11 protein-coding genes are annotated in these 13750 nt (G+C 70.0%); 5 read left to right on the top strand and 6 right to left on the bottom strand.

Going from position 1 to position 13750, the window contains the following annotated elements; translation table 11 throughout:
* Window positions 1-6 precede the first annotated feature (6 nt).
* Window positions 7-474 carry an Lrp/AsnC family transcriptional regulator gene (locus PBN85_RS09875; protein ID WP_037536303.1) on the bottom strand — a complete coding sequence of 156 codons (468 nt, stop codon included), beginning with the start codon at window positions 472-474 and terminating at the stop codon, window positions 7-9.
* Window positions 475-614: 140 nt separating this feature from the next.
* On the opposite strand from PBN85_RS09875, the gene PBN85_RS09870 reads away from it, so the two are divergent.
* The 3 genes from PBN85_RS09870 to PBN85_RS09860 all read left to right on the top strand — a co-directional run bounded on the left by PBN85_RS09870 (window position 615) and on the right by PBN85_RS09860 (window position 3912).
* Entirely contained in the window at window positions 615-2378 is a 1764-nt protein-coding gene (locus PBN85_RS09870; RefSeq protein ID WP_271298842.1) for a sensor histidine kinase, read from the top strand.
* Window positions 2379-2380: 2 nt separating this feature from the next.
* Window positions 2381-3394, top strand: coding sequence for a WalW protein (locus tag PBN85_RS09865; RefSeq protein ID WP_271298841.1), 1014 nt, complete (start codon window positions 2381-2383; stop codon window positions 3392-3394).
* 227 nt (window positions 3395-3621) lie between these two features.
* The gene (locus PBN85_RS09860; protein WP_443026737.1) at window positions 3622-3912 is read left to right on the top strand and encodes a hypothetical protein; all 291 of its coding nucleotides are present in this window, start codon (window positions 3622-3624) and stop codon (window positions 3910-3912) included.
* Between the two features lie 108 nt (window positions 3913-4020).
* Here PBN85_RS09860 and PBN85_RS09855 read toward each other — a convergent pair whose 3' ends face one another.
* Genes PBN85_RS09855 through PBN85_RS09840 form a run of 4 tightly spaced genes read right to left on the bottom strand, consistent with a single transcriptional unit; the run spans window position 4021 to window position 10849 of the window.
* Entirely contained in the window at window positions 4021-4920 is a 900-nt protein-coding gene (locus PBN85_RS09855) for a hypothetical protein (protein WP_271298840.1), read from the bottom strand.
* A gap of 39 nt (window positions 4921-4959) precedes the next feature.
* Entirely contained in the window at window positions 4960-6399 is a 1440-nt protein-coding gene (locus PBN85_RS09850; RefSeq protein WP_271298839.1) for an efflux transporter outer membrane subunit, read from the bottom strand.
* Window positions 6396-9590, bottom strand: coding sequence for an efflux RND transporter permease subunit (locus PBN85_RS09845; RefSeq protein ID WP_271298838.1), 3195 nt, complete (start codon window positions 9588-9590; stop codon window positions 6396-6398). The genes PBN85_RS09850 and PBN85_RS09845 overlap by 4 nt, the downstream gene beginning before the upstream one ends.
* On the bottom strand, window positions 9587-10849 hold the full coding sequence (locus tag PBN85_RS09840) for an efflux RND transporter periplasmic adaptor subunit (RefSeq protein ID WP_271300876.1): 1263 nt from the start codon (window positions 10847-10849) through the stop codon (window positions 9587-9589). Before PBN85_RS09840 ends, PBN85_RS09845 begins: the two co-directional genes overlap by 4 nt.
* Before the next feature lie 87 nt (window positions 10850-10936).
* Between PBN85_RS09840 and PBN85_RS09835 the strand changes: the two genes are divergently transcribed.
* Window positions 10937-11611 carry a response regulator gene (locus tag PBN85_RS09835; RefSeq protein WP_271298837.1) on the top strand — a complete coding sequence of 225 codons (675 nt, stop codon included), beginning with the start codon at window positions 10937-10939 and terminating at the stop codon, window positions 11609-11611.
* Window positions 11608-12924: a sensor histidine kinase gene (locus tag PBN85_RS09830; RefSeq protein ID WP_271298836.1), complete on the top strand. Its 1317-nt coding sequence runs from the start codon at window positions 11608-11610 to the stop codon at window positions 12922-12924. The genes PBN85_RS09835 and PBN85_RS09830 overlap by 4 nt, the downstream gene beginning before the upstream one ends.
* Here the strand turns inward: PBN85_RS09830 and PBN85_RS09825 are convergent.
* The gene (locus PBN85_RS09825) at window positions 12919-13749 is read right to left on the bottom strand and encodes an aldo/keto reductase (RefSeq protein WP_271298835.1); all 831 of its coding nucleotides are present in this window, start codon (window positions 13747-13749) and stop codon (window positions 12919-12921) included. The two genes, PBN85_RS09830 and PBN85_RS09825, sit on opposite strands and share 6 nt — an antisense overlap.
* Window position 13750 lies beyond the last annotated feature (1 nt).

The raw sequence follows: 13750 nt of genomic DNA, 5'->3' as shown, positions 1-13750 counted from the left end.
AAAGGGTCAGTCGATGATGACCGGGATGCCCGAGGTCGACTTGGCGGTGCGGATCGTCAGCGACGTCTTGACGCTGGCGACGTTGGGTGCCGGGGTCAGATGCGTGGTGAGGATTTCCTGAAAGCTCTTGAGGTCGCTGGCGACGATCTTGAGGATGAAGTCGATCTCGCCGTTGAGCATATGGCATTCGCGGATTTCCGGAATGTCGGCGACATGCGCCTCGAACGCGGCGAGATCATGCTCGGCCTGGCTGCGCAGCGACACCATCGCGAAGACGGTGATCGGAAAGCCGAGGCTGGCGGGATCGAGATCGGCGTGATAGCCGCGGATCACCCCGGCCTCCTCCAGCGCGCGCACGCGGCGCAGGCAGGGCGGCGCGGTCAGCCCGACGCGTTCGGCCAGCTCGACATTGGTCATCCGCCCATCCTGCTGCAGGTGAGCGAGAATTTGACGATCGATCCGATCGAAGGACATTGCGTATTACTCTCCAGGAACAGGCCGGATTAGCGCGGCGGCTCCCCCTAAGCATAAGAAAATTGCGGCGCAACGCAATTGTCCCACTATGCGACGTGCGCAAATCGGCGGTTCCTCTAACCGGAGCCGGACGTTAAGGGATGAGCGCGCACATCGTGACGATGGGGCGATCTCCAGGAGTTGGTGTGCGGTTCGACGACAGCCTGAAAACGGTGCTTTCGGCCGACATGGAGAGTGGGTTCGGCGCGCAATCGGCGTGGCGCCAGCTGACCGACCTGATGGGGCGCGGGCGCATCCCTGCCGACCCGGCGTCGCTCGACCGGCTGCGTGCGCTGCGGGAGGTCGTCCCCGTGGCGACGCGCATCGCCAGCGCGCGGGCCCTGGCCTTCGCCCGGCCGCCCGCCGCGCTGATCGGCGTCTTCGCCGAGGATGAGATCACCGTCGCCGCACCGCTGCTGCGCACCGCGAGCCTGACCGACGACGAATGGCTGGCATTGTTGCCGAAACTCGACGCGCATGGCCGCGCCTTGCTGCGCCACCGCCGCGACCTTCCCGCGCCGGTCGAGCGCGGGCTCGCCAGCTTCGGTCCCGCCGATTTCGTCCTGCGCTACGAGACGCCCGAGCCGGCGAACGACGTCGTCACTCCCGCGGCGAACGACGTCGCCGTCGCGCCGCCCGCCGAGGAGAGCGCCGTCGTCCGTTTCGCCCCGCCGGCCGAAGACGTTCCACCATCCGAAGACCTGCTGCCGGCCGCGGCGCCGCAGCCGGTCGCCGACGGCGGTTTCCAGATCGCCGATCTCGTCGCGCGGATCGATGCCTTTCAGAAGCAGCGCGACCCCAACGAACCGATCGCCGACGCCAAGGCGGAGCCGCCCAGCTATTTCCACTTCGACACCGACAGCCATGGCGTGATCTGCGCGGTCGACGGTGTCGCGCGCGGGCCGCTGATCGGCGCCTCGCTCGCCGTTGCGACGCCGCAGGGCGAGGTCCGCGTCGATGCGGTGATGACCGGCGCGCTGCGCCAGCGGCAGCGATTCGCCGGCGCGCGGCTCGACGTCGGCGGCCATTCCGATGCCGCGGGCGCGTGGCGCGTCGCCGGTACGCCGCAATTCGATGCGGCGAGCGGCCGCTTCCTCGGCTATGTCGCGATCGCCCGCCGTCCGCGCAGCGACGAGGATGCCGTACCGGGCGCACGCAAGCTGATGTCCGATTCGCTGCGCCAATTGGTCCATGAGCTGCGCACCCCGACCAATGCGATCGCCGGTTTCGCCGAATTGATCGAGGCGCAACTGCTGGGGCCGGTTTCCGCCGTCTACCGCGACCATGCGCTGACCATCCGCCGGCAGGCGGCGAGCCTGCTCGGCGCGATCGACGATCTCGACACCGCGGCGCGGATCGAGGGCAAGGCGCTCGACCTGCGCCCGGCGCCGATCGCCTTCGAGCCGCTGCTGACGCGCATCGTCGCCGATCTTGAGCCGCTCGCCTCGCTGCGCGGCACGGTGATCGACATCCATCCGATGGGCGATCATCAGGCGCTGAGCGACGATCGCGCGCTCGAACGCCTGCTCTCGCGCCTGCTCGCCGCGCTGACCGCCGCCGCGACGACGGGGGAGCGGATCGACATCGCCGAGGCACCCGCGCCCGAGGGGCAGGTCGCGATCTGCTTCGCCCGCCCGATCGCGCTCGCCGCCACCGGCGAGGCGGCGTTGCTCAGCCTCGACGCCGAAGCCGAGGCCGAGGCGGGGGATCGCGACGGGGCGCCTCTGCTCGGCACCGGCTTCGCGCTGCGCCTCGCGCGCAACCTCGCCATGGAATTGGGTGGCGAACTAGTGTTCGGCGAGCATCTGCTGACGCTGCGGCTCCCTGCGGCCGACGAGCCGGCGGCGGTGCAGGCGACCCATTGAGCGTGCTGGGCGGCGCCCTGTCGCCGTTCCGACTGCCCGCCCCCGATGCTGCCGCTCTGGTGCGTTGGCCGGCGCGCTTCGGCCGCCGCTTCCTCGTCTTCGTCGATGTCGAGGAGGAGTTCGACTGGTCGGCGCCGCTCGATCGCGCCAATCGCTCGGTCACGTCGATCGCCGCGCTGCCGCAGGCGCATGCCCGCTTTGCCGATCATGGCATCGCGCCCGTCTATTTGATCGATCACCCCGTGGTCAGCGATGCCGGGGCGGTCGATCTGCTCCGCGGCGTGCTGGCCGATCCGCGAGTCGGGCTGGGGGCGCAACTCCATGCCTGGGTGACACCTCCGTTCGCCGCACCGCAGCCGGGCGACACTTATGCCGGCAATCTGCCGCCGGCGCTCGAAGCCGCCAAGCTCGACACGCTGACCGACCGGCTGACCGATGCGTTCGGCCGGGCCCCGCTCGCCTATCGCGCCGGACGCTATGGCATCGGCCCGGCGACCGCAGCCGCGCTCGTCCGTCGCGGCTATCGCGTCGAAAGCTCGGTGCGGGCGCGCTACGACTATAGTGCGGACGGCGGACCGGATTTCAGCCGTGTCGGCAGCGCTGCCTTCCGTCTAGGCGATCTGATCGAAGTGCCGTTGACCACCAGCTTCACCGGGCGGCTGCGGCGGCGGGGCGCAGGCCTCTATCCTGCGCTCGGCCGCCTGCCGTTGGCGCGCGGCGCCTTCGCCACCGCCGGGCTGCTCCAGCGTGTCGCGCTGACGCCGGAGGATATGCCGATCGCCGAGGCGTGCGCTGCGGTGCGTGTCGCGGTCGAGGAGGAGGGTCACGGGCTGATCAGCCTGTCGTTCCATTCGCCGAGCCTGGTGCCGGGGCATACGCCCTATGTCCGCAGCACGGCCGATCTGGCACGATTCTGGGATTGGTGGCGGCAAATGACCGCGCTGCTCGAATCGCTGGCGGTTCGGCCGGCGACTCTTGCCGAGGTGATCGCCGCCGCGGACGCGCCCGACAACTGATGATCGGTCGGATTCCGCAAGTTGCCGGCAAATTCTTCAAAGTGTCACAGAGACGATCGAACCATCGTGAGGGTATCGCCCACCGGTGCCCGCCGAAAAGTCCTGATCTCACGCGACGTTGCGTGAATCTCTGCGGTTATTGCCGTCGACGTCAGGCGGTTCGTCGCACCGGCAGGGGCGTTTGACCAGCTTTGTGGCGGATTTGCGCGCTTTCGGATTGTCTTTTCTTGGCGACGCTGCCATTAGCAAGCCTCAACACGTCAAAGGGGATGACCATTATGGTTGCCAAGTTTCTGATGGCTGCTGCTGCAGCCGCTCTCGCCGTCGCTCCGGCCGCTGCTGCCCCCGCCAACCCGGCGGCGAGCCTGTCGGTCGCGAAGTCGGTGCGCACCGGTTCGGTCTCGGCCAAGAAGAACGAGCTCGCCGGTGGCGGTCTGATCATCGCCCTCGTCGCGGCCGCTGCCGTCGTCGCTGGCATCATCATCGTTGCCGACGACGACAACAGCGACAGCAACTAAGATGCGGAGCGGCCGCCGTGCCTGTCACGGCGGCCATCCTGCATGAGGCAAGGGGGGCTTATGCCCCCCTTGTTGATTCCGGCACGATCCGTCGTCAGACGGCGATGGTCACGCCGGGAGAGCCGCGCCGCGCTGGATGAGATCGGCGTGGGGAATGCCCGCCGGGCCGAACGTCCGCCAGAGGTGATGGGTGACCACCGCCCGGCAGATCGCCGACCAGAATCGATCCTCGCCGCCTGGAAGGATTTCTTGCCCATCCAGCCGCTGCGGCCAGTTTCGGTCTAGCATGCGTCTGGCCTCATCCGCGTGGCCGGACAGCATCAGCCCGACCAGCCTCTCCACCGAGGCTTGCGTATAGGCATCAGGGTCCTTCGGGTGATCGCGCCCATGCGGCAAGCGTTCCGCCACCCAGGCGCGCAACTCCCTCCGCATGACGGCGGGGTCCGATGTTCGTCTGCTGACATGGCCCGTCGTGAGCGCGCGCCGATCGAGCACCAAGCTGTTCCCGGACCAGATCACCGGCAGGGGCAGGATGATCACGCCGGCGTGGGGCGCGTCGTTGAAATATTCGATGTCGAACGGCAGCGTGAGCCGCAGCGCCGGTCCGCCCGGCCGGACCGCCACGATGTCGAAACGCTCGCCCGTCCATTTGGTGACGTGAACCTCGGGCGTCAGGGTGACGGCGAACAGATCGGCATCGCCACCGGAACCGCCGAAGTCGCCAAGCACCAGCACATCGGGGCCTGATCGTGCCCCGTCACGCTGCCACAGCGTCTTGACGCTCATATAGCCGCCGCCAAGACGTATCGTACGTGTCGCCGTCGTCACCGCGAGCGCGCGGCAATAGGCATCCGTATCGCCCCCCGGCGGACAGGCGACGACGCGAACCTCGCCGCCCTTGCCGCGCCATAGCGAACCCAGCGGCGCCGGCTGAGCCGCTCCCGCTACCGGCGTCAGCAGCACAAGGCTGGCGAGCAACGCCCCGAGCCGATCGAGCCAGACCGCCATATCCCGCCGCCCCCCATGTTCGAAAACGCAGGATAGGGGCTATCGGACGACGGTCAAAGTCCCATCGGGCACCGGCCCGCCGGTCGCCTGGAACAGCGCCACCGTATCGGTCAGCCGTGCCGCACGCGCCTGTACCAGCTGCGAGCGTGCCTGCGCATCGGCTGCGGTGGCGTTGAGCAGCGACAGCGTGCCGACATCGCCGAGCGCGAGCTGACGCCGCACATAGCCGAGCGCCCGGCCCGAGGCATCTGCCGCGCGCGTCGCCGCATCGAGCGCCGTGGCGTCGGTGGCGAGGCCGGTCAGCGCATCGGCGACATCGCCGAACGCCTGTACCACGGCGCCGCGATATTGCGCCTTGGCACCGTCGAGCGCCGCCTCCGCCGCGCGTTGCTGGTTGCGCAGCGCGCCGGCGTGGAACAGCGGCTGGGTGATGCCGCCGAGCAGCGTCCAGAATGGATTGCCGTCCTTGAACATGTCGCCGAAGCGCTGCGCCGAGCCGCCGGCATTGGCGCTGAGCGTGATCGAAGGCAGCCGCGCGGCGATCGCGGTGCGCACGTCCGCGCCGGCGCCTTCGAGCTGCGCCCGCGCCGCGAGCACGTCCGGCCGCCGCGCGACCAGATCGGAAGGGAGAACGGTCGGCAGCCGCGTCGGCAGGGTCAAGGCGGACAGCGACGGCAGCGGCGGCAGCGCATCGCCGGCGGCGCGGCCGAGCAGCGCGGCGATGAGGACGCGCTGATGCGCCTCCTGCCGGACGAGCGGCGGCAGCACGCCTTCGGCGGTCGCCACGGCGGTCTGCTGCGTGGCGATATCGGCGGCACCGATCGCGCCGAGCTGCTGGCGACGCAGCAGGCTCGCCAGGATGTCGCGATTGACCGAGATCGCAATCTGCGCCGCCGCGATCTGATCGGCGAGCGCGGCGCGGGCGATGACCGCCTGCACCAGATTGGCGACGACGGTGGTCCGGCCCGCCGCCAGCCGCTGCCGCTGCACTTCCGCGGCGGCACGCGCCGACCGGACGCGCGAGCGGGTCGCACCGAACAGGTCGAGCGCATAGCTGACGTTCACCTGCGCGGTGTGCAGCGTATAGAGTTGCTGTTGCTGATCGGCGACCGGCGGCGACAAAGCGTTGGAGACGCGTGCGCGCTCGACATTGTAGCTCGCATCGAGCTGCGGCAGGGCCGCCCCCGCCGCCACCCCGGCGAGCGCCTGCGACTGGCGCAGCGAGGCATCGGCGCTGGCGATGTCGTTATTGTGGGCGAGCGCCTCGTCGACCAACCGATCCAGCTCGGGGCTGCCGAACGCCGTCCACCAGTCCGCGCGCGCCGGCGCGGTCGAGAAGGCCTGCGCCGTGCCGCTGGCGGGGGCGATCGTCGCCGGCGTCGCGGCGGGCGGCAGCGGCGCATGCGGGTCGAGGTCGTGCGGCCCGACCGCACAGGCGGCGGTGGCGCAGGCGAGCAGCAGGACGAGAGCGCGGCTCATGCCGGCACCTCCGCGGCGGGCGCATCGCCGGCCGGGCCATGGCCGACGTCGCGGCCATGCGCGCCGCGGTCCTCCGGCGGCACCCGTTTCGAGAAACGGTCGATCAGCACCGGCAGCACCAGCAGGATGAGCAGCGGCGCGAGCGCCATGCCGCCGACGACGACGAGCGCGAGCGGCTTTTGCACCTGGCTGCCGATGCCGGTCGACAGCGCCGCGGGCAGCAGGCCGATCGCCGCGACGAGGCAGGTCATCACCACCGGCCGCAGGCTGTGCCGCACCGTCGTGCCGAGCGCGGTGGCGCGATCGAGCCCTTCGTCGACCGCATTGTTGAAGGTGGTGACGACGAGGATGCCGTCCATCACCGCGATGCCGAACAGCGCGACGAACCCGATCGCCGCCGAGATGCTGAATGCCGTACCGGTCAGCGCCAGCGCGAGCACGCCGCCGACCACCGCCATCGGGATCGCCGCGAAGGCGAGCAGGCTGTCGCGGATCGAGCCGAAATTGGCGTAGAGCAGCAGCAGCATCAGCAGCAGGCTGATCGGCACGACGACCTCCAGCCGGGCGATCGCATTGGTGAGATTGTCGAGCTCACCCGCCCATTCGAGGTGATAGCCGGCGGGCAGATGGACGTTTTTGGTGATCCGCGCCCGCGCCTCGTCGACCGCGCCGCCGAGATCGCGGCCGCGCACCGAGAATTTGATCGGGATGTAGCGTTCCTGATGCTCGCGATAGATGAACGATGCGCCCGAGGTGAGGTGGACGTTGGCGACTTCGGACAGCGGCACCTGGATCGTGCTGTTGCTGCCGTCGGGGGCGGGGGCGCCGATGGTGATGCGGCGGATCGCCTCGAGCGAGTCGCGTTGTTCGGGCTTGAGGCGGACGATGATCGGGAAGTGGCGGTCGGTCCCCGCCTCATAGAGATCGGCGCTCGAACTGCCGCCGACCGCCGCGGCGACCGTCGCATTGACGTCGTCGGGGGTGAGGCCATAGCGCGCCGCGCGGGCGCGATCGACGTCGACGCGCACCGTCGGCTGGCCGAGCGACTGGAATACGCCGAGATCCTCGATGCCGCGCACCTGGCTCATCTGATCCTTGATCTGGTTGGCGAATTTTTCGAGCGTGGCGAGATCGGGCCCGAACAGCTTGATCGAGTTCGCGCCCTTCACGCCCGATGCCGCTTCCTCGACGTTGTCCTCGATGATCTGCGAGAAGGAGAAGTCGACGCCGGGATATTTGGCGGTGAGCTTGCTCGACAGCTCGGCGATCAGCGTCTCCTTGGTGACGCCGTGCGGCCATTCGCTGGCGGGCTTGAGCGGCACGAAGAATTCGGCGTTGAAGAAGCCGGTGGCGTCGGTGCCGTCGTCGGGGCGGCCGTGGGCGGAGAGCACCGCAGTCGTCTCGGGATAGCTGGCGATGATCCGCCGGATGCCGTTCACCGCCGGCTCGCCCGCCTCCAGGCTGATCGAGCCGGGCAGCGTCGCGCGGATATACATATTGCCCTCTTCGAGATGCGGCAGGAATTCGATGCCGAGCGTCCGCACGCCGATCACCGCGAGCAGCAGCATCAGCGCCGCCCCGCCCAGGGCCAGCACCCGGTTGCCGAGCGCGAAGGCGGCGGCCGGCTCATAGGCGCGGCGCAGCTTGCCGACGATCCACGTCTCCACCTCCGACAGCTTGTCGGGGAGCAGCAGCGTCGCCAGCACCGGCGCGACGGTGAAGGTGGCGAGCAGGCCGCCCGTGATCGCGTAGGCATAGGTCTTGGCCATCGGGCCGAAGATATGCCCCTCGACGCCGGTCAGCGTGAACAGCGGCAGGAAGCTCGCGATGATGATCGCGGCGGCGAAGAAGATGCCGCGGCTGACCTCCGACGACGCGCCGAGCACCGCCGAGAAGCGGTTGGCGAGCGTGTAATGGCCGCGTCCGCTTTCGACATGCGCCGATCGCTCGACCATGTGACGGAAGATATTCTCGACCATGATGACGCAGGCATCGACGACGAGGCCGAAGTCGAGCGCGCCGACCGACAGCAGATTGGCGCTTTCCCCCTGCAGCACGAGGATCAGGATCGCGAAGGCGAGCGCGAAGGGGATGGTGGCGGCGACGATGATCGCGCTGCGCAGATTGCCGAGGAACAGCCATTGCAGGGCGAAGATCAGCAGGATGCCGACTACCATGTTCTCGAGCACTGTATGGATGGTGAGGTGGATGAGGTCGGACCGGTCGTAGATCCGGTCGAGATGCACGCCGGGCGGCAGCACGCCCGAATCGTTGATCTCCGCGACTTCCTTCTGCACCGCCTGGATCGTCGGCATCGATTGCGCGCCGCGCTGCATCAGCACGATGCCCTGCACGATATCGTCCTGGTCGTTATAGCCGGCGATGCCGAGCCGCGGGCTGTTGCCGACCTTGACCGTGGCGACGTCCTTGACCAGCACCGGCTGGCCGCCGCCGGTGCCGACGAGCACGTTCTCGATCCCCGACGGCGTCTGGATCAGGCCGACGCCGCGGACGATCGCCGCCTGTGCGCCGAAGTTGATCGTCTGGCCGCCGACATTGCCGTCGCTCTTGGCGATCGCGGCGAGCACCTGGCTGACGGTGACGTTGTGCGCGGCGAGCCGGTCGTTGTCGATCACCACGTCATAGGCGCGCAGCTTGCCGCCCCAGCCGGTGACGTCGATCACCCCGGGGATGCGCTTGAACCGGCGCTGCAGCACCCAGTCCTGCAACGTCTTGAGGTCCATCACCGAATAGCCCTTGGGCGCGCTGATCTTGTAGCGGTAGATCTCGCCCACCGGGCTGGTCGGCGACAGCGTCGGCTGCGCGCCGCCGGCGAGCGGCGGCAGCTGCGACAGGCGGTTGATCACCTGCTGCTTCGCCTGGTCGTTGGTGAAATCGTAGCTGAACTGGATCTTGACGTCGGACAGGCCGAACAGGCTGATCGCGCGGATCGCGGTGAGGTGCGGGATGCCCGCCATGCCGACCTCGATCGGGATGGTGACGTTGCGCTCCATCTCCTCGGCTGAGAGGCCCTGCGTCTGCGTGATCACCTCGACCATCGGCGGGACCGGATCGGGATAGGCTTCGATATTGAGGTTGATGAAGCCGATCACGCCGGCGGCGAGCATCGCGACGAAGACGCCGACGATGAGCAGCCGCTGGCGCAGCGCGAAGGCGACGATGCGGTTCATTCGCCGATGCCCGCTTCGTTGACGAACAGCGCACCGGAGGTGACGATCTTCTCGCCCGCGGCGAGGCCCTGGCGGATGACGACCTGGCCGTCCTGCGCGTCGCCGGCGACGACGTCGCGTGCGACGAGTAGCCCGTCGGGGCGGACGACCCAGACGCGCGCCTGATCGCCCTCATGGATTACCGCCGCGGCGGGGACGCGGATCACATCGCCGCCGGCGGCGCGATGGATCTGGAAGCTGGCGAACATCTGCGGCTTGAGCGCGCCGTCGGGATTGGCGATCGCCGCGCGCACCGGCAGGCGGTGGGTCTGCGGGTCGAGCGCCGCGCCGACCAGATCGATCCGCGCCTGGAAGCTGCGGCCGGGCAGGGCGGGGGTGGTCACCGTCGCCGAATCGCCGACGTGGATCGCCGCGGCATCGGTCTCGGCGACCTGCGCGATCAGCCAGACGCGCGAGGGGTCGGTAATCGTCATCACCGGCTTGTCGCCGCCCTGGCTGACATATTGGCCGGCGGCGACGTCGCGCGTCGCGACCAGCCCGCTGATCGGCGCGTGCAGCGTCGTCACGTCGTGGATGCCCGACACTTCGCCGACGCCCTCCAGCTGGCGGATCTCGCCCGGCGACTTGCCGAGCACCGCGAGCTTGTCGCGCGCCGCACCAAGCGCGGCGGCGGCGGTACGCGCGGTCGCCTGCGCCGCGGCGAGGTCGGTCTGCGCCTGCTGATAGTCCTTCTCCGCGCCGCCCGCGGTCTGGTAGATCAGCCGCTGGCGTTCGGCGTTGCGCGTCGCGGTGGCGAGCTGCGCCTGGGCGTTCTGATAGGAGGCCCGCGCGGCGAACAGCCCGTTGCGCGCGTCGACGAAGTCGTTGGTGCGGACGAGCAGCAGCGGCTGCCCCTGCCGCACGCGCTGGCCGGCGTCGACCAGCACGCGCACCACCTGCCCGCTATAGGGCATCAGCACCGGCGTGCTGCGGTCGCCGTCTACCGAGATCGACCCGCTCGCCAGCGTCCGCGCGTCCGCCGCGCCCATGCCGATCCGCATCGTGCCGAGCGCCGCCATCTGCGTGGCGGTCGGACGAAAGGTGCCGGGCGGCGGCGCGGGCGGCGGCGCGTCCTCGTGATGGGTCAGCCTGCCGATCAGCACGATCAGCAGCACGATCCCGGCGAGCACCACCGCGACGATGGCCAGCCAGCGCCATTGCGCCGGTCGCGACAGCGAGCGGGCGGGGGCGAGGGGCTCGGGATGTTCGGTGGCGTGCATCATGATCCTGCGCGTGCGAAGAAGCTTGGTGCCGATAGGCAGGCTGGCTTACAGCGGCCTGACGGATGCTGCGGCGCGGGAGGATGTTTGCGCATTTTGCTGATCGAGGATGACGCGGCGCTCGCCGATGCGCTGATCGGCGCGCTGCGGCAGCGGGGCATGACCGTCGACCATGCCGCCAGCGTCGAGGAGGCCGAGGGGTATCTCGCCGCGATCGATCATGCCGCGGTGCTGCTCGATCTCGGCCTGCCCGATGGCGACGGGCTGGCGCTGCTCCGCCGGATGCGCGCCGACGGCAACGTCCGCCCGGTGCTCGCGCTCACCGCACGGGGCAGCGTCGAGGCGCGCATCCGCGGTCTGCACGGCGGGGCCGACGATTATATCGTCAAGCCGTTCGATCCCGACGAGCTGCACGCCCGCATCCTCGCCGTGCTGCGCCGTCAGGGCGGCTATCTCGGTGCGTCGCTGCAATGCGCGCGGCTCGCCTTCGATGTCGAGACGCGGGTCGCGCGCGTCGGCGCGACGCTGCTGCCGCTGTCGACGCGCGAGATCGAGCTGCTCGAGCTGCTGCTGCGCCGCGGCGGCAACGTCGTGCCGAAGCGGCTGGTCGAGGATCATCTGTTCGGTGCGGGTGGCGATCTCGGCTCCAACGCGGTCGAGGTCTATGTCCATCGCCTGCGCAAGCGGCTCGACGAGGCGGAGACCGGGGTACGGATCGAGACGGTGCGCGGCGTCGGCTATCTGCTCCGCGCCGCGGCGTGAGGCTGCGCGCGCCGCGCTCGCTCGCCGCGCAGTTCGCGCTGCTCCACGGCGTCACCGCGCTGATCGCGGCGCTGATGCTGCCGCTCGGCGCGGTGATGCTCCACCGCGTCGCGCATCATTATCAGCGCGACGTTCTGCGTCAGCAGGCCGCGGGAATCGCGACGCTGTTGCGCGATCACAGCCCCGCGGCGGCGATCGAGGCGACCGACATCCTCGCCGGCGGGCTGACGCTCAGCATCGTCGATGCGCGCCGCCGGATCGTCGCGCAGCACGGCCCCTCGCGCCCCGCCATGCTCGCCGCGGTGCCGCTTGACCGGCGCGCGCGGCAGATGCGCCGAGGCGCACTCGCGGCCATCAGCCTGCCGGCCGGCGGGCGCTGGATCGTCGTATCGCAGGACGACAGCGCGCCCGAAGTGGTCGCCGACGATATCGTCGATGCCTTCCTCGCCCGCTTCGCGCTGCTGCTGGTGCCGCTAATCGTGCTGCTGCCGCTGACCGGCGTGTGGCTGACCCGGCGGCTGACGCGGCGGATGACCGCGGCATCGGATATCGCCGCGGCGATCGGCCCGCGCACGCTCGACCGCCGGCTGCCGCACGGCACCTTGCCGTGGGAGGTCGAGCCGCTCGCCGCCGCGACCAATGCTGCGCTCGACCGGCTCGAACAGGCCTTTGCCGCGCAGACCGCCTTCGCCGCCGACGTGGCGCACGAATTGCGCACGCCGCTCGCGACGATCCGGCTGCGGGCCGATGCGATCCCCGACCCCGCGGTGAGGGCCAAATTGCTCGCCGAGGTCGATCGCGCGGCGCGGGTCATCACGCAACTGCTCGTCCTTGCCGAACTCGAGCGGCCGATCGACGGGGCGCATGCCAGCGTCGCGCTGTCCGCGGTCGCCGAGGATGTCGTCGCCGATCGCGCGCCGGCGTTGATCGCGGCGGGCCGGCGGATCGCGCTCGACGATCAGGGCGCGCCGCCGCTGCCCGGCTATGCCGGCGCGATCCGCCTCGCGCTCGAGAATCTCGTCGACAATGCCGCGCGGTACACGCCGCCGGGGACGCGGATCACCGTGCGCGTCGGTCCGGGGCACGAGATCAGCGTCGTCGACGACGGGCCAACGATCGCGCCCGCCGATCTCGAACGGATGGCAACGCGGTTCTGGCGGGCGGGGACGACGCGCAGCGAAGGCTTCGGGCTCGGCCTGTCGATCGTGCAGCGGGTCGCCGCGGCGCATGGCGGGCGGCTGCTCATCGCTGCGGGACCGGGTGGGCGTGGCCTGGGCGCCACCCTGCGCTTCGGCCGCGTGCCGCCGCTATAGCATCTCCAGCGGCACCGGCCTCGCGGGGCGCGGGAACAGCCGGTCGAGCGCCGCGAGTTCCTCCGCATCGAGGCGCAGGTCGGCGGCGGCACGATTGTCGCGGACATGGGCGACCGTGCCCGCCTTGGGGATGGCGAGAATGCCGTCGCGGGCGAGCAGCCAGGCCAGCGCCAGCTGCGCCGCGCTGACGCCCTTGGCCCGCGCCATCGCGCTTAGCCCGGGGTGCGTGACGAGCCGCCCCTGTTCGACCGGGCTATAGGCCATCGCCGGCAGGCCGCGTCGGTCGAGCCACGGCAACAGGTCGAGTTCCGGCCCGCGGCGCGTCAGATTGTAGAGGATCTGGTTGGTCGCGCAGGTCGTACCGCCCGCGGCGATCAGTGCGGCCATATCGTCGGGATCGAAATTGCTCACGCCCCATCGCAGAATCTTGCCGGCCGCGACGAGCGCCTCCATCGCCGCCACCGTCTCGCCGAGCGGTATCCGGCCACGCCAGTGCAACAGGTAGAGATCAAGCCGATCGGTGCCGAGCCGGCGCAGCGAATCGTCGCACGCGACCGCCAGCCGGCTGGCGGAGGCGTTCTGTGGATAGGCCTTGCTGACGAGGAACACCTCGTCGCGCCGCCCGGTGATCGCCTCGCCGACCAGGCGTTCCGATTCGCCGTCCGCGTACATCTCGGCGGTGTCGATGAGGGTGAGGCCGAGATCGAGCCCGGCACGCAAGGCGGCGATCTCGTCGCGTCGCCGGCTGGCGTCCTCCGCCATCATCCAGCTTCCCTGGCCGAGTGCCGGCACGGTGATGCCATCGGAAAAGCGGATCATCTTCATG

It is taken from the genome of Sphingomonas sp. CV7422 (genome assembly GCF_027945725.1).
Classification (GTDB): domain Bacteria; phylum Pseudomonadota; class Alphaproteobacteria; order Sphingomonadales; family Sphingomonadaceae; genus Sphingomonas; species Sphingomonas kyungheensis.
Note: the sequence above shows the minus strand (reverse complement) of the source record. Positions and strands in the feature narration are given on the sequence as shown.